Origin of the sequence: Bifidobacterium sp. RTP21102st3_E2_RTP21102_210122, assembly GCF_040916945.1 — a bacterium.
GTDB lineage: Bacteria > Actinomycetota > Actinomycetes > Actinomycetales > Bifidobacteriaceae > Bifidobacterium > Bifidobacterium longum.
In genome coordinates this window covers 46,542-63,262 of the sequence record NZ_JBCPAN010000003.1, presented here as the reverse complement: position 1 = coordinate 63,262, position 16,721 = coordinate 46,542, and the positions used below count along the sequence as shown (strand labels likewise).

Below are 16,721 nucleotides of genomic sequence, written 5' to 3'. Positions count from 1 at the left end.
GGAATACGGGGGCCAACGCCGTACTGGTCGCATGTCATTGTCTGCAAGCCGATGCAATGACCGTTCTACGCCATGGTATCCATGGGCTTGGCGGTGCTGTCCCGAATCACCAGTTTCGGGGTGAGGATTCGCCGGTTGCCGCTCACCTGCTCTCCGGCAAGCACTTTGAGCAGCAGTTTGGCCACTTTGGCACCGTATTCGCTGGCATCACGATGCGCGGCGGTAATTGACGGATACGCCGCCTCACAAATGAAACTGTCTTCAAAACTGACAATGGCGGGCAGCCCATTCGGATAGACTTCCGCATGGCCCTCCCCCGCCTCCATCTGCCGAGCGGAATAATCTTCGGCCATGGCGTGAAGACTGGCCGCGGCGAGGATCTCCGTTTCATAGATGAACGCGGTAGGCGGCTTCGGTGAATGCAGCATCTCCAACGTGAGCATCGCGGCCTGTTCCGCAACAAAATCGGTGAATTCGATGTTGATGGATTCCAGCTTTCGCCGTTTGGCAAATGCGCGGAACGCCGCGACACGCCCCTGTGAATAATCCAGGTTCGGATCGCCGGAAAGATAGGCGATTCGGCGGTGTCCCAATGACGACAAATGTTCGAGCACGGTTCCCATCGTGCGTGAATCATCGATGGACAGTGACGGCACATAATTGTTCGGGTCGGGTCCTCCGGCAAGCACTGCGCGCACACCCAGATTCTTCAACAATTCCGGGCGTGGATCATCGGCTCGCAAATCGACGAGGATAACGCCATCCACGCGCTTGCGCGACGCCCAATCCTTGTATACGCTCATCTCCTCGTTCAGGAATCGGCATGGGCGGTACAGCAAACCATAGCCTTTGGGGCTGAGCGAGGCGTGCACACCCGCCATGAAGTGCAGCATGAAGCTTTCATCCGTGAGCCCCTGCGTGGATCGTGCGGGGGCAAAGCCTATGGTCATGGTCTTCGAGGATCCCAGTGCTTGTGCGGCGTAGACCGGCGTCCAGCCGAGCCTGGCTGCAGCCTCTTTGACCCGACGTTTGGTTTCCGCGGAAACGCCGGGCCGATCATTGATGGCGAAGGATACCGCGGTCTGCGAGATGCCTAATTCATCTGCGATGTCTTTCAGGCTCACACGCTGCGTGCCGTCAGACGATGACGATGCCTCGCGAGCAGATCTCATGAACACTCCTTTTTACGACCGCATTGCGACTATTGCGATACGGTTGACGGCACCCCCGCATTGGGCCATATGCATCAACCGTGCGCTAACTCTTATGATATCAATAATTTCAGTGAAATAACTAAAGCGTTTTAGTCACTGGTCTCGGCATATGTCTTGCGACAAAACAAACGGGATTTAGGGGGCACCCATTGGGCAACCCCTAAATCCCGCTTATGGCACGAGTATCAACACCCGTATTGCGACGAACCACTCCGTCTTGCTACGAGCGCGAAGTACCACCGCACCCGCGCCAAGCAGCACCACCATGGCCGCCACAATCGCAATGACCGACGAACCCGTGGCACTCGACGAAGCGCCATTCTTGTCATTGTTCTTGTTGTCGTTCTGGCTGGGCTTGTTCGGCTTGGTATCGCCAGGCTTGTTCTGGTCGCCGGGCTTGTTCGGCGTCACCGCGACCTTGGTGAATTCGACGGTGACGCCCTTGCCGATGGCATTGCCGTTCAGCACGGCCTTCACCGTGTACTTGCCGACCTTCGTGGACACGACGTTCAGCGAAGCCACGCCGGCGGCATCGGTCTTGACGGTGGTGTTTCCGCCAATGGCCGAGACGCCTTCGGGCAGTTCAAACGCCACCTCGGCATTGGCCAGCGGATTGCCGAACGAATCCTTGACCGTTGCCTGCACCGTGCGGATGGCCTTGCCGTCGGCCACGGCCGAACCGTCGACCGCGGTCAGCGTGGACTTCTTGGCATCCGGCTGGGTGGGGTCGGCGACCGTGCACTTGGCCAGTTCGTCGGCGGTCGGAATCTTCGCCGGATCGGTCTTGTTGCCGCTGTAATCCTCGACCTGCACCCGCAGTTCATGACTGGCGGGGGATGGACCTGGTGTATGAGGCAGGTGTGGTACGACCACGGATAATACCAGTGATTGGCGGAGTGTTCTGCGAGTAGGTGTAGCTAGCACCCAGCTGGTTCTTCTGCTGCTGCTTGCCATTCTCGCCGATCCACTTCTCGGTCATGTACAGGTAGCGCCAGTCTTGAGTCTCAGGACGGGCCAGCGTCACATTATCGCCATTCCAGATCACCGAGCAAGCCGGATACGGCTCAATGGCGGCATCGGCAAATGCACCTGTTGCCGTAGCGGTAGTGCCACCTGCATTATCGACGTTCACCACATAGCGGGAGCTGTCAACCGGCGCATTGGCAATCGTCACTTTGCTCTTGTCGGCGGCGACCTTGACGGTCTGGGAATACGGCTTCGCGGCGTAACGCCACGAACCGGTGTCGGATTTGACGGTCACGGTTTTCTCGCCGGATACCTGCGGATTGGTCCAAGAGACCTTGACGTTGCCGTCCTTGCCTGGTTCGACTTTCACGTCGGAGACGGCCGCCGCTTCGTTCAGCGGCGCTTCGGTGGCGAGCGAACGCGAGCCGTCCGCGCCCACGGCGTAGAGCTTGAGCGTGGCGATCTTCTTACCCGCGTACTGGGACAGGTCCACGCTCGCGGTCTTCCAGCCGTTGCCTGCCGAACCGTCCGTCACGTCCACCGGCACCACGGTCTCGGGGTCGTCGGCAAGGATGAGGCCAAGCTGCAACTTGGAATCATCGCTGTTGAGCTTGTTGTAGGTCAGGTCAATCTTGGAGCCGGCAGCGACATCCAGGTCGGTCTTGTACAGGCGAATGGTGTTGTCGTTGGAGAGCTTGCCGCTCAGCACCAGCGAATCGCCGCCTTCGTAACCACCGACCTTGGTGTACTTGAAGCGTGGTACCGCCTCGTAGTCCTTACCGTAGTCGAAGTCGGCCTGCAGCGGGTCGGAGTCGGCATCGATCCACCACTGCCATGTCGGCAGAATATCCTGCAGGTTGATGTTGCCCCACTGCTGGTCGCTGGTCCGTTCGCCGCCATCACGCCATTCGAGACCGTGACCGGTGTTGAACGACGTAGAGAACATGGAACCGCCAACCACGGAGCATTCGGCGATCTGGGAAGCGAAGCCCTTCCAACCGTCATTGCTCGTGCCGTCGTCGATGTAATTGTCGGCGATGTCGGTGGTGCCCTTCTCGCCGGTGGACGAGCGGTCCACAGTCGGCGTTCGCGGTCGAACACCTGGTTCTGGTATTTCGGATAGACCTTCTTGTCGTCGCCCAGTTCGCGGGAGACGAAGTCGGCGCCGAGCGCGGCGAGGCTCACATACGGCTTACCTGTATCGTCGAGATTGACGTTCATATAGCCCGCATTGCTGCCGATACTGTCGAACTTCTTCTGTCCGGACTCGATGCCAGCAAACACCGCATATTTCGGATCGATGCCGAAACTCTCGGCGTGAGCGGCCGAATCCTTAAGCATGTTGCCGCTGAACCAGTAGTTCAGGAAAATGGAATCAGAGATCTTGCCCTTGTCCGTATCCTGCACATACGGCGAATTGCTGCCGTTGAACATGTCTTGGTAGCCTACGCCGCCACCCGGGTATGTGGCTGAGTCGTACCACTGGATGTAAATGCCCTGATCGACGATCTGCTTCATGAAGTCCTGGTAGGCTGGAACATCGTCGGCGACATCGCCAACTTCAAAAGCGCGGCCCACCTGGCCGCCTACGCCGGCATCGCTCCGGCCACCGGCCAGTCCGGCACCAGCATCAAGGGCGAGAGACCCTCCAGACGGGGCAACAAACGCCTCAGGAACGCGCTGTGGCAGTCCTTGTTCGTCGCGTCCGCCAAACACCCGCCGTCCATCGCCTACTACAAGCGCAAACGCGAACAGGGCAAGCACCACAACGCCGCTGTCATCTGCCTCGCGCGCCGACGCTGCGACGTAATCTACAGCATGCTCAAAAACGGCGTCCTCTACCAGGAACCAGCCCTCGTAGCCTGAATCGGGCCACACGGGAAAGGACGCCGGACGCCACCGGCAGGGCGAAGCGCGCCCACGACAGCCAACCGGAATCCCGACACGTCAACTCCCCAAGGAGTTGACAAAAACATAGGAACACCCCCATGGCATTGTGTCGGTGGCGCTGGCCGGTGCGGCCAACGCCGCCAGCGTGGTCATCGACAATACCGCGGCCAGACCGCTGCACAGCCATTTCCTGTGTTGAGCCCGGGCAGAAGTACACCCAGCGGGATCGCCTAGTGACAATCTCATCTATAATCTCCTTTGACTTCTTCCGGCTTACGCCGGAGATCAACCGTCTGCGTACTACTTCGTCCCTACCGATGTGGGCCATGGGATACGGCGCTTCGCATATCGCGCCGTATCCCAAATACTGTTTTTCGGTTCATTCGAACCGGTGTTATCCGCGGCGGCGGACTGCGAATACGCTGATACCGGCGAGCGTCATAATCACGGCGACCGATAGCACGACGGTGCCATCGGAACCGGTGCTTGCCAGACGTCCGGTTGCAGACTGTGGCTTGTTGTGTGATGCGTCACCGGAACTAGGTTTGTCCGTTTCGCCTGTGCCTGGCTGTTGCGGCTTGGGCTTGCCGCCCGTTGCATCTGCGATTGCGGTGTTGAGCGATGCCGTCCAGGAGACAACGTCAGCTCCGGTATACAGCTTGCTGGTCAGGCCAGTGACCGCCGCGTTTCTGGCCGTGGTCAGCGTTGTCCGCACATCGGTATCGGTTGCGCCGTCAGCTAGCAATGCATCCGCCTTGGCTATGGCACCGGTAAGTGCCGTGGTGTCGATGGAGGTCAGGGAAAGTTCGAGCGTCGGATCATATGTGTTGCTGTATCCGTCGTTCCAATCCGCGCCGAGCACCGCCTTGTTCACCTCATACAGGTTGGTGGCCGCTGCCACGGTTTGGCGCGTTTCGGCTGGAACATCCTTGGTATAGGACATACGGTCAAGGAAGTGGTTGGCAGCCTGCTTGGCGTTTTCCAGACTCATGCCTTGGCTTTGTGCGATGGCTGTCTTCGTCCAAATCAGATTCGACGGTTTGATGTGTGCCAAATCATCGTCGGAATAGGTGCGTCCGTCACGGTCGAGCGCGTAGACGAACATGCCTCCGAGATTGTGGTCGTACGAGTATGAGGCCACATCATAGAAATGACTGTCCAGGTATGGTTCGGTCGCGTCGTTCCACCGGTTATTCATGTCACCCTCTTCGGGGAAGGTCAGGCCGGGAACGAACTTGGTCGAGTCGATAAACTGTTCGTAGGTGGCAGCGGCCTTGGCCGTCCGGTTCGAATCGGAACCGTACTGCTGGTAGGCAACATAGTCGAAGCAATCAGAAACGTTCTTAAACGGAGCAGTGTAGCTGCCATTGGTGTCGTAAAGGAACATCGTGCCTTCCGGATTATCCGACTTCGGCCCGATGCGCTTGGCGAGGGCTGTGATGACCTGATCGGAAATCGCCACCTGCGCGGCATCCGGGAAAGTTTCCATATCGATGTCAAGACCGTCGAGGCCAACCGAGGTCATGTACGTTTCGATGACATGATCGGCGTACGCGTCATAATCCGATTCGGTCGCGCTATCGACGTTTTTGCCCTGCTGAGCAATCCACGTCTTGAAACCGTCGACCATAACACCGCTGTAATCCAAACCTCGTACGAGTTTGATGCCTCGGGCATGCAGATACGGCGCGTAATCGCTCTTGAGCTTGTCATAGAACGGCTGGGCCGCCGCTTCCTGGCCACTGGGAACGTAGCTGAACACATTGACGACATCGATGCCGTATGGAATGTCGTACATGGAGATCCAATTGTCATCCGGTAAATCGGTGTTCACGCCTTTCATGGTCACGTCACGCCATGCGCGGTAATACACCATGAAATGCTTGTTGCCGTTACCCTCCTGCGACGCCGCAACGGGGGAATCCCCCTCCTGGGCGTTCGCAACCGTTCCCATGGCCAGCGAACATCCGAGCATCAGTGCTGTGGCGACTACGCCCGCCGCGACGGCGGCGAGTCTGCGTCCGATGGACGAGCGCCCTTCACTACCTTGTGAGCAACACATATATAATCTCCTTTGTTGTTTCCTCTATCGGGTGACAACCCGCAGACTTGCAGGTTGCGAGAATGGATGCCTTGCGGTTTCAGGCTCCATCCGGGGGTGTGATGCGGTTCCAGTGCTTCGCACCCCACATTCATACATGCCCCCTAATATTCCCCCGGCAGCGTCGCCGTGACCGTATGCGTCGAATCTCCATCCAGCGTGCAGGTCACCTGAACTTGCCCGTCACCGACATCCCGCAGACGATCACACGGCACGTGGAACGCGATATCGCGACGCTCTCCCGCGTTCAAGTCCATGTATACCGAATCGACAAGCATTGCCAAACGTGGGATGCGGCGGCCGCCGCTGACATGCGCGAACAGATTCACGGCACCCGCGGCCCCGTGATCGTCAGCATGTGCCGTCACCTGCACCAGCACTTCACCTGGATGCGATTGCGTATCAGCGTGCATCTCGCTGAACGTCACCGCCGCCAGCGAACCGGCTCCATAGCCGAAGCCGCGCAATATCGGTTCCGCCGCATCCTTGTAGACATGCGCGGCACTTTGGCGGTCATTGTATCGAACGGGAATGGCTGCGGGATATGCGGGTAAGGTCACAGGAAGGCGGCCAGACATGTCGGCTCCGTCAACCAATACGTCGGCTACGGCCTGCGGCCCATATTGGCCGGCATATCCGGCCCAGATCGTCACGGCGGAGCGTTCCAGCACATCGGTCAGTACATGCGCGCGACCGCACACCGCCACCGAAACAATTGGAGCGGTGGTCAATGCCGCGACTTCGCCTAGCATGTCATCCTGACGCCAGGGCAGGCGGATGTCAGACAAGTCCACGCCTTCGCCGCAGGTGGCACCGTATTCGGTTACGGCCTTCGCCGCGCCATTGTCGTCGAATTCACTGTCATAGCTGCGTTCGCTGGTGCTGCCGCATACGAATACCACGGTCGACGCACGCGCCCATTGATCGGCCGGCGCATCGCTCGGCTTGGCGGCCAAGAGAACTCGGTCCTCCCCGAGACGTGCCACCAATTGCCGGTAGACGCTTGACTGTTCATCGGCGGGCAGAGGGGCGGTGTAATCGCCCAGGAAGCAGTCGAAATCGTCGGAGAACGGGCCGGCGACAATCACAGGGCCGGCTTGAGCATCAGCTATGACGCTGCGGATATCGTCGAGCGTGGCGGCAGACTGGCCATCATTGATCAGCGTTATCGCCTCGCGGGCCATGCGCTTGGCCTGCTCACGCCCATCCGCAGTGGCCTGCGCGATGGCGTCGGCGCTCGGCATGGCAATTGCGGCGGTATCGGCACCGTCTTCGGGCAAGAGACCGAACATGGCTTTGAGTTCCAGCACCCGGCGCAAGGCCGTGTCGACAGCGGCCACTACCTGTTCGTCATCCGCATATTCTTCGAGGCGGGTGAATCCTTCATCCCACAGGGAGACGTCCACGCCGGCGAGCAGTGCGGCACGCCCTGCCGCGGGAATGGAGCCGGCCATATCTTCGAGCCGATCCACGGCCAGGCCATCGGCCATCACGATGCCGTCGAAACCGAGCTGGTCGCGCAGATAATCCTTGAGCAGCCACGGGTTGGCGCAGCAAGGTACAGAATCGATATCGTTGTAGGCTGCCATAAAGCCCAAGGCACCGGCGCGCACACCGGCGGCCACCGGCGGCAGATGAATTTCATGAAGATCGTGCGGGCCCAGTACGGCGGACTGTCCGTTGCGGCCGCCCACGGCCTCGCCTTGCGCCGCCAGATGCTTGAGCACCACGGCCACTCCCCCGTGGCCGACCTTGCTGCGATGCTCACCCTGCATGCCGGTAACGATGGCCTCGCACATGCGGGCAGCCATCAGCGGATCCTCGCCGAAGCATTCCTCGCAACGGCCCCAGCGTGGGTCACGGGCGATGTCCAAACCGGATACCAATGCGATATGGATGCCGCTGGCGGCCAGTTCTGCGGCAACCGCGGCTTCCGCTTCCTGCACCCCCTGCGGGTCAAACGTAGCGCCCAAACCCAGATTGGTGGGCAGCACCGTGCCGCCCAGCGCCTGATGCCCGTGAGACGCCTCTTCGCTAAGTAATACGCCGATGCCGTGCGCGCCACGTTCCAGCACAGTTTGCTGCACCACGGCAATCGCCTCAGTCCGCTCCTCAGGGCGTATGCCGTTACCCCAATGTTGACCAGACCATGGGTCGGCTCGCAATAGACCGTACAGGGTGCCGAGTCCACCCCATCGGTCAATCTCCTGCTTGAGCTCGTCCGAGGCCACCAGCCGTCCCGCAGCATTGCGTTCCACGGACTTCCAACCGAGCAGACGCTGGTTCAACTGGCCAACTTTCTGCGTGAAGCTCATCGAATCAATGAGTCGGTCCACTGCGGCGCAATTGATGCTCATTGAGCGCTCCCCCTTCTCGTATATTGTCTTCTCGTTCTTCTCGCTCTTCGGCGAGTACCGGGTCTTATGTTTTGCCCTGCGCACTGCAATTGTGCGCACTGCAATTGAAAATATCCGGCTGTGGAACAAGGAGTAGATGATTCCACAACCGGATATCGGTTTAATCAGCCGTTTCGAACGATGGGTCCGAAACCGCAGTGTAGTAACGGGCGGCATAGGGGTGTTCGTCAGCGTGCAATTCCAGAATGCCACGCTGCGCGAGCGCCTCTTGATTGGACGCCACCTGCGAGGTGATGATGGTCGGGCGCTGGCCCGCCACCTGCAGCTTCATCCACAGGTCGCACACCGAGCCTCCCGGGCCGAGCGCACTGCGGTTCACCGGGTTTCCGGCCTCATCCACATCAATCACCACGGCGACGGTCTTCGGCTGAGCCGGCAATGCGGAACGGTACTGTGCGGCGAGTTCCCCGAACGTACGGCCGATCGGCTTCAGCTGGCCTTGCTCGTCGAACAAGCCCAGAGAGTGCTCGAAGAACGGGAAGTCTTCCATGCTGGCGGGCACATCGTGCGAGCACCACCACGTCACACCCCACAGGTTCCGGCAATCCATGGCACGTTCAACGGTCTTGCGGCAGAATTCCGGCGTGTAGTCGGTTTCCAGCACATTCTCCGGCGCACCGACTTCCTGGAGCCACACCGGGCGCTCGGAATCCTTGCCGAACGCCTTGGCCAGCTCGGCCAGGTACAGTGCGTACGACGAGCACTCCTCACTGGTGGCGCCGTATCCTTGCGCGATGCCGTTGAACACCCAGGAGTGAATCACTGTCATATCACCCTTGGTGGCGGACTGCACCGGAGTGAACGGGTGCCCATCGATGAACCAAGTGCCATCGTTGACGCTGTACAGCGCGTTGCGCCCTTCACCGGCGGCGGTCGGAAGCAGCGCGTCCAGCCATGCGTCGATCTGCCGGTCCGTGGCGCTCATCTTCGTGGGATGCGGCCTGTCAGACAGCTGATTGACCTCGTTGCCCAAGGTCAGACCCTTGAACGCGGGTTCCTTGGACAGCTCATCGGTCATGGTCTTGACCAGTTCACGCTCGGCCGCAACGGCGTCCGCATCGGTGAACATGTTGCCCGCATGCCAGGTGACCAGCCATGAAGGCAGGAAGTCGAAGCTGGACAGATGCCCTTGGAACACGTCCACATAGGCATCCAAACCGTGCTCGCCGGCGATGTGCACCATGCGGCGCACATCCGCCACGCCCTTCTTGTTGATCCAGGTGCGATTAGGTTGCAGATACGGCCAGATCGGGAAGATGCGCACATGGTCCATACCCAGTTCGCTGATCTGCTTGAAATCGTTGTCGATGCCGTCCCAGTCCGGGTCGAGCCATGCGTGGAACCAGCCATGCGACGGCGTGTAGTTGACTCCGAATTTCATTGGAGTACCTCCTTTTTCCAGTCCGCTCAGCCCTTGAGTCCACCCTGTTCCAAGCCACGGAAGAAGTAGCGCTGGAAGCAGCAGAAGAAGACGATGATCGGGATAAGCGAGACGAGCGCACCGGCGGCGATCAGTCGCGGATCTTGGATGAACATGCCCTTGAGTCGGTTCATGCCGAGGGTCAAGGTGTACTTGCTTTCATCGGAGATCGCGATCAACGGCCACAGGAAGTCGTTCCAGGCACCGACGAATGCGAAGATGCCGACAACGGTCATCGTGCCTTTGACCTGCGGTACACAGATGTGGAAGAACCGCTGCCATAGGTTGGCACCGTCCACCATGGCCGCCTCTTCGAGTTCCATTGGAATGGATTTGAAGGCGTTGGTCATGAGCAGGATGTTGATGGCGCCGCACAGGCCAGGCAGTGCGACTGCCAGCAGTGTGTTCTGCAGGTGGATGGAGCGAATGATCAGGAACTGGGAGATCATCACGCCTTCGATCGGGATGACCATGGTGCCCATGAACATGGTGAACACCAGTCCGCGGCCACGCCACTTCAGGCGTCCCAGTGCGTAGCCGGCCATCGTGGAGAAGACCACGTTGCCGAAGATGGAGATCAGGCAGACCACCAGCGTGTTGAGCATGTAGTGGAATACCGGGACCTGCTTGAACACGGAAATGTAGTTGTCCAGCGTCGGGGTCTTCGGCATCAGGTAGGGAGGCACGGCGTAGACGTTGTCGCCCTTGCCCTTGAACGACAGGGACAGTTCCCAGACGAACGGGCCGACGAGCAGCAGGAACATCAGAATCAGAATCAGATACTGGACGACTTTGCCGACAGTGACCTTATGCGTGTTGGTATTCATCAGTCCTCACCTCGCTTTTGTACGATCTGCTGCACGATGAGCATGACGCCGACGATGACGAGCACGACGATGGAGATGGCGCTCGCGTAACCAGTGCGGGCCTGGATACCGGTGCCTTCGCGCTTGATAAGCATCGACATCGTCATATCCATGCCGCCGGGGCCTGCGGAGCCGTTGGTCAACACGTAGATTTCGTTGAAGACTCGGAATGCGGCGATGGTGGACAGCATCATGATGAGCATCATCGTGGAGCGCACGCCGGGCATTGTCACGTAGATGAACTGGCGGACAGGGCCAGCGCCGTCGAGGGAGGCGGCTTCGTAAAGGGATTCATCGATGTTGGCGAGGGCGGTCAGGTAGATGACCATGTAGTAGCCGAGGCCCAGCCAGATTGTCACGAACATCGAGCTGAAGAGCACGCCCCATCGATCGGTGAGGAATGGAACCGGCTTGGAGATGATCTTCAATGCCTTGAGCACGGAGTTGACCAGACCGGCGGAATCCAGCAGGTTGGTCCAGATCATACCCACCACAACGGCGGACATAACCACCGGCATGTAGAAGGCGGTGCGGAAGAAGCCCATGATGCGGGAGTTGCCCTTGACCAGATAGGCCAGGATCAACGGGAGGATCACCATGAACGGCACTACGCAGATCACGTAGAGTGTGGAGTTCAGCAGTGCCGTGAGGAAGTACTCGTCATGGAACAGTTTGATGAAGTTTTCGAGTCCGACGAAGGTTCCCGGACGGAGCAGCGTGGAGTTGGTGAAAGCAAGCCTGAAAGTGTTGAGTGCCGCAAGGACGATGAATACAAACACAATCACGAACGCTGGCAGAACAAACAGGTAGGGGGCAATGATGGTGCCGAAGCTACGATTCTGCTTCTTGCCGTGGTTGAGGTTCATCGGTTCAGGCCGGTCGGAGGCCGTGCGGGCCTCCGACCTGTCAGCGGCGAGTGCCGCGTTGCTCACTGTGCGAGCTTCTCGTTTGCGAACTCGACGGACTTGTCAAGGGCTTCCTTGGCGGTCTGCTTGCCCTGCATGGCGAGGGCGATCTGCTGCTGGAAGTTCTTGTAGCCGTTGTTGTCGGTGAACTCGGACGGACGAGAGCCGTAGCCGTCCTTGACCTGGTCGAGCGTGATCTTCAGAGCCTTGCCCTCAAGGGTGCTTTCGTCGATGCTCTTGTAGTAGTCGTCATCCAGACCCCCCTTGGCGGACGGGAACACGGAGGCCTTCTTGTCGAACTCGATCTGGTTCTTCTCGTTGGTCACGAATCGGGCGAAGTCGATGGCGACGTCGGGGTGCTTCGAGTTGGCGCTGATGCCGAGCATCTCGTAGGCCACGGAAGCGGACTTGCCGTCGTTACTGATACGCGGGCCGACTGCGAGGTTCTTGTAGAGGTCCGGAGCGTTCTGCTTGAAGCCGTCAGCGGAGTAGGCGGAGCCAGCCATGGAGACCAGGTTGCCGCGCTGGAAGAGATCGGCGGCCTGGCTCCAAGAGGAGTCGAGGGCCTCCGGCGGGATGCCGCCCTTCTTGTACAGCTCAACGAAGCGGCTGATCTGCTTGACGCCGGCCTCATCATTGAAGGTGTACTTGCTGTGATCCTCGCTCATGAAGGACTTGACGCCTGCGGTCATCAGATCTTCGGCGTTGTAGCCCATCGTGGTGCCCAAATAGACATCCTTGCAGTTCTGCACGATGGTGTCGCCGGCGGCGAAATACTCATCCCATGTGGTCGGGATCTTGTTCGGGTCAAGACCGCACTTCTGCATCAGCTCGGTATTCCAGTAGGTCGGGCCATCGTTGACGTACCACGGCAGGCCGTAGGCACCCTTCTCGACGCCGTTGCCCTGCATGGTCACGGACTTCCAAGCACCTTCGTAGTAGTCCTTTTCCGCATCCGGAGCCTGCTTGGAGACATCGAGCAGCGCACCGGCCTTGGCCAGACCGTACAGGATGGAGTTGCCGCCATCGACGATGTCCGGCAGTTCGCCGGCCGCAGCCTGGCTGGACAGCTTGTCTTCGTAACCGTCGGACGGGGCGTCAAGCCACTTGACGGTGACGTCCGGGTGGTCCTTCTCATAGGCCTTGATCAGCGCCTCGAAATACGGGGTGTACTTGTCGTTCTTGAGGTTCCAGGTCTGGAAGGAGATCTCCTTCTTGCCGCCGTCATCCCCCGCAGTTCCGCTACCACAGGCAGCCACCGATACGAGCATCGCACCGGCACCGGCGATGGCGAGGATCTTCTTCATAGAAAACATACGTTTTCCTTTCCTTTTGGTTCCTTTTTCGCCCCGCCCTGCTGTGGACGGAGAAAACCTAATCGTTGTGTTCCGGTACAGTCACCCGTCGCGGTGATTGACGTGGTATCACAACCTTTATTCAGTTCTCATCGCTGAGACTAAACCGTTTTAGTTTCCAGCCAGTTATGAACCTGTTAACTAAATCGGTTTAGTAAGAATATAACACAATCGAAACATGCACGCAACGAATTCATCCGCGCGTGTCGCATTGATATTTGTCCAACGGGATCGCTCTCCCTCTTCTCATACAATAATGGGCCGCGCCCAACCGTATGGCAGAGCCGGTCTGTTCCGGTTCCGTTACGGTTGGGCGCGACCCAAAATATCGAGTCTAGGCCCAATATCCCTTATCGGCGAATACGCAGCGTGGTGAGCTGGAATGGCGCCAACGAAACGACCGCACCGTCGGCAGGCATTGGTTCGTCACCGGCGAGCGCGCGCGGCAGTTCGGCGTCCAGTTCCGGCTCCTCCATGAGATTCACCTCCCGCACGCCGGCCTTGGCATCGGCGAGAGCGGCGTCAAGGCGCAGTGTGGCCGTGGCATTGCCGCCGGCGGCCTCGTACAGGCGCACGATCAGATCGTCGGAACCGTCATCGGCGAGCTTGATCCAGTCCAATACGATGGTGCCGGTGGCGTCGGTGAGCGAGACCAGCGGCGCCATATCAGGCAACTCCCCTATTACGGGGCTGTTGAGTCGCGCCGCTTCGTCCAGCACTGCGTTCATATCGGCGTCAGCGACCAGAGACCATGCGAAGGAGTGCGCGCCTTGGTCGGTGCGTGGGTCGGGGTACAGCGGTGCGGACAGCAGCGACAACCGCACCATGGTGCCGCGGCCGGTGCCATGTGCCGTATCGGCGTGGATGGGGCTGACGTCGGAGCCGTAGGTGGAGGCGTTGACCACAGCGGCGGCATAGTCGGCGTCGGCGATACGCACGAAGCGATGCGTGCAGCTTTCGAATTTGGCATCATCGCTGCGCGTGTTCTTATTGATCGGGCGTTCGACCAGGCCGTATTGGCATTCATATTGCGCGTTCACCGCTTGCACGGTGACCGGCATATCCACTTTGAGGAACTGTTCGACGGCATGCCAGTCCACATCGGCGGTGAAGTCCAGTGTGGCGGAGCCCGGCCTTAAGGCAATGCCCGTACGAATTTCAACGCCCTTCGCGCGAGTGACAGCATGCACGACGGCCCCACCGTTGGCGGTTTCATCCACGCTTGTAATCGATGCCTCGCTGAGCGCGTTGGCGGTGAGGAATGCATCGCGTTGAATATCCCAGGCGTCCCAGTGGAAGGGTTCGTCTTTGAGCATTTCGTAGCGGCCCAGTCGGGTGCCGGCTGGCACCAGTTCACGATTGGTTCGCTGATCGACGATTGACGAAACGGTGCCGTCGGCTTCAATGCGCACGTGCAGTTGGCCGTTGTCGAGCACAATCGTATCGCCGTCATGGGTAACGGCGACCCGAGCCATGGATGCGGTTCCCGCTTCGGCTCGGCTCGAAGCCGGGCGTACCACCCACGTCTCACAGGCTTGGCGGGAATATGGGGCGATTACGGCGTCGGTTATGGTTGCGTCATCGGGTTCCACGACTGCGATCGCGCGCCCGGCTTCAAGGGCGATCTCGTTCAGCCGAGCGATGTCACGCGCGTATTCGGTCCGCGCCTGACGGTGTACCCATGCGATGGCCGAACCGGGCAGAATGTCGTGGAACTGGTTCAGGAGCAGCGTTTTCCAAATACGGTCCAGCTCTTCGCGCGGATAGACATAGTCCGGGTTCTTGATGCGGGCCGCGGCGCACAGGTATTCGGTGACGCGCAGCATCGACTCCTCCTGGCGGCAGCCGCGCTTCATGTCCTGCTGGGCGGTGAGGGTAGCGCGGTGCAGTTCAAGGTACAGTTCGCCCTTGAACACCGGGGTCTCCCCTTGCGCATCGTCGACGATATCCTTGCGCACGCGATCGAACAGTTGGTCGGGAGTACCGAATTCGATTTTCGGCGCGCCGGCGAGATCATGGTCGCGGCGGATGCGCGCGGTCATCTCACGGGTGGGGCCGCCGCCGCCATCGCCGAAGCCGTACAGCAGGATCGCGTTACGGGAGAGGTCCTTGTCCAGGAAGTTGCGCTGCGAATACATGAGCTCGTGCATGCTCATCCACGAGCAGTAGGTATCCGAGGGCGGGAAGTGCGTGAGAATACGCGTGCCATCGATGCCCTCCCACATGAACGAGTGGTGCGGGAACTTGGTGGTGTCGTTCCACGAGATCTTCTGCGTGAGGAACCAGTCGAATCCTGCACGGCGGGCGATCTGCGGCCAAGAGCCGGTGTAGCCGAAACTGTCCGGTAGCCAGATGCCGCGCGGCGCGACGCCGAGATGCTCCTTGAAATATCGGCGGCCGAACGTGATCTGCCGCACCAATGATTCGCCGGAAGGAATCATGTTGTCGGATTCCACCCACATGCCGCCGACCGGGATGAAGCGGCCCTCTTCGATGCGCCGCTTCATTCGTGCGAACAGGTCGGGATGCTCCTCTTCCAGCCATGCGTACTGTTGGGCGGAACTCATCGCATACGTGAAGTCCGGGTCTTCGTCCATCAAAGCCAGCACGTTGGATACGGTACGGGCCACCTTGCGGCGGGTCTCGCGCACCGGCCACAGCCATGCGGAGTCGATATGCGCGTGGCCGATGGCGATGTGTTTGATTGCGCTGGAGGCGGCCGGTTCGGCGAGTACGCCGGCGAGCGCCGCACGGGCTGCCGACAAGGTTTCCAAGTCGCGTTCATCGTAGATGTTCAGGGAGCGTTGCAGTGCTTTGGCGAGCTGCCAGTAGCGTGGGTCGTCGTCCTTGAGCTCACGAATCAGCGAGGAGACGGTTTCCAGATCCATGTAGTAGGCGAACACGTCTTCGTTGAAGATGGTGACGTCCATACGACTCAGTGTGTATGGGAAGTCACAGGTGCCGGTGGCCTCTTCGCCGAGTTCAGTGGGTGAGAACGGGGTGGGGCCTTCGACGAATGGGTTGGCGGCGGCTTCGATATAGACGGTGAAGTCGCCATGCTCATCGAGTTCGACAGTGCTGCTGCCGTCCGCGTAGACGAGTGGAATCCAGTGGTTGCGTGGGTTCGCGGATTTGATGGCGGTGCCGTCGGCACGATAGACAAGTCCCTCGGATTGGAATCCGGGGCCGCGGTGATCGAGCCAGCCGAGGTCTACCATGAGTTCGACTTTTCGTCCTTTGACCGCCGCCATGTCGATGTGGCCGTTCACCTCGAACCATGTGGTGCCCCATGTGGTGCCCCAGACGCCGGGAACGCGGAAAGGTTCGAAGGGCACTTGGCCGTTGCGCACTTTGGCTAGAAATTCGCTGGAGGGCACCGGTTCGCCGGGATTGTGGAACGAACGCAAGGTGCATGCGGCAAGTGTGGTGTGGATATGCGGTTTGACGCGCTGCTGCATGACGCGGTCGCAGCGCTCCAACTGCTGATTGGGCAGAAGAAACATGGAGAGTTCTCCTTTGCTGTGTCTAATGGAAATGATGGGTGTGGTGGCAATTGGAAAAACCGTAATACGACATGCTTCTGCCGC

Annotated in this window: 10 protein-coding genes and 2 pseudogenes; 1 reads left to right on the top strand and 11 read right to left on the bottom strand. The window is 59.6% G+C overall.

Features of this window, described 5'->3' with window-relative positions; genetic code table 11:
• Positions 1-65: 65 nt before the first annotated feature.
• The 4 genes and pseudogenes from AB5287_RS04110 to AB5287_RS04095 form a co-directional block, all read right to left on the bottom strand.
• Positions 66-1,172, bottom strand: coding sequence for a LacI family DNA-binding transcriptional regulator (locus AB5287_RS04110; protein WP_013140959.1), 1,107 nt, complete (start codon positions 1,170-1,172; stop codon positions 66-68).
• 213 nt (positions 1,173-1,385) lie between these two features.
• Positions 1,386-2,027 (bottom strand): Ig-like domain-containing protein, encoded by a 642-nt coding sequence (locus AB5287_RS04105; protein ID WP_368220722.1) that lies wholly within the window; start codon positions 2,025-2,027, stop codon positions 1,386-1,388.
• 7 nt (positions 2,028-2,034) lie between these two features.
• A complete protein-coding gene (locus AB5287_RS04100) occupies positions 2,035-3,258 on the bottom strand; it encodes a hypothetical protein (protein ID WP_195606258.1) in 1,224 nt (407 codons plus the stop codon).
• A 41-nt stretch (positions 3,259-3,299) separates the two neighbouring features.
• Positions 3,300-3,698: pseudogene (locus AB5287_RS04095) on the bottom strand (endo-beta-N-acetylglucosaminidase); the annotation flags it as partial.
• Between the two features lie 30 nt (positions 3,699-3,728).
• Between AB5287_RS04095 and AB5287_RS04090 the strand changes: the two are divergent.
• Positions 3,729-4,046, top strand: a pseudogene (locus AB5287_RS04090) (transposase); the annotation flags it as partial.
• Between the two features lie 418 nt (positions 4,047-4,464).
• Here AB5287_RS04090 and AB5287_RS04085 read toward each other — a convergent pair.
• The 7 genes from AB5287_RS04085 to AB5287_RS04055 form a co-directional block, all read right to left on the bottom strand.
• Positions 4,465-6,132, bottom strand: coding sequence for a glycosyl hydrolase (locus AB5287_RS04085; RefSeq protein WP_007058521.1), 1,668 nt, complete (start codon positions 6,130-6,132; stop codon positions 4,465-4,467).
• A 143-nt stretch (positions 6,133-6,275) separates the two neighbouring features.
• Positions 6,276-8,528, bottom strand: a complete 2,253-nt coding sequence (locus AB5287_RS04080) for a glycoside hydrolase family 3 protein (RefSeq protein ID WP_368220720.1) — start codon at positions 8,526-8,528, stop codon at positions 6,276-6,278.
• A gap of 160 nt (positions 8,529-8,688) precedes the next feature.
• Positions 8,689-9,969: a glycosyl hydrolase gene (locus AB5287_RS04075; RefSeq protein WP_368220718.1), complete on the bottom strand. Its 1,281-nt coding sequence runs from the start codon at positions 9,967-9,969 to the stop codon at positions 8,689-8,691.
• 26 nt (positions 9,970-9,995) lie between these two features.
• The gene (locus AB5287_RS04070; protein ID WP_007054409.1) at positions 9,996-10,835 is read right to left on the bottom strand and encodes a carbohydrate ABC transporter permease; all 840 of its coding nucleotides are present in this window, start codon (positions 10,833-10,835) and stop codon (positions 9,996-9,998) included.
• A complete protein-coding gene (locus AB5287_RS04065; protein ID WP_007058509.1) occupies positions 10,835-11,806 on the bottom strand; it encodes a carbohydrate ABC transporter permease in 972 nt (323 codons plus the stop codon). The genes AB5287_RS04070 and AB5287_RS04065 overlap by 1 nt, the downstream gene beginning before the upstream one ends.
• A complete protein-coding gene (locus AB5287_RS04060; RefSeq protein ID WP_007058523.1) occupies positions 11,803-13,095 on the bottom strand; it encodes an ABC transporter substrate-binding protein in 1,293 nt (430 codons plus the stop codon). The genes AB5287_RS04065 and AB5287_RS04060 overlap by 4 nt, the downstream gene beginning before the upstream one ends.
• Before the next feature lie 389 nt (positions 13,096-13,484).
• On the bottom strand, positions 13,485-16,637 hold the full coding sequence (locus tag AB5287_RS04055; RefSeq protein WP_368220717.1) for an alpha-mannosidase: 3,153 nt from the start codon (positions 16,635-16,637) through the stop codon (positions 13,485-13,487).
• Between the last annotated feature and the right edge of the window lie 84 nt (positions 16,638-16,721).

Excerpts from the sequence above, each read along its gene's own strand:
- AB5287_RS04080 (WP_368220720.1), bottom strand. The coding sequence starts at position 8,528 with ATGAGCATCAATTGCGCCGCAGTGGACCGACTCATTGATTCGATGAGC.
- AB5287_RS04085 (WP_007058521.1), bottom strand. The coding sequence starts at position 6,132 with ATGTGTTGCTCACAAGGTAGTGAAGGGCGCTCGTCCATCGGACGCAGA.
- AB5287_RS04070 (WP_007054409.1), bottom strand. The coding sequence starts at position 10,835 with ATGAATACCAACACGCATAAGGTCACTGTCGGCAAAGTCGTCCAGTAT.
- AB5287_RS04110 (WP_013140959.1), bottom strand. The coding sequence starts at position 1,172 with ATGAGATCTGCTCGCGAGGCATCGTCATCGTCTGACGGCACGCAGCGT.
- AB5287_RS04060 (WP_007058523.1), bottom strand. The coding sequence starts at position 13,095 with ATGTTTTCTATGAAGAAGATCCTCGCCATCGCCGGTGCCGGTGCGATG.
- AB5287_RS04075 (WP_368220718.1), bottom strand. The coding sequence starts at position 9,969 with ATGAAATTCGGAGTCAACTACACGCCGTCGCATGGCTGGTTCCACGCA.
- AB5287_RS04055 (WP_368220717.1), bottom strand. The coding sequence starts at position 16,637 with ATGTTTCTTCTGCCCAATCAGCAGTTGGAGCGCTGCGACCGCGTCATG.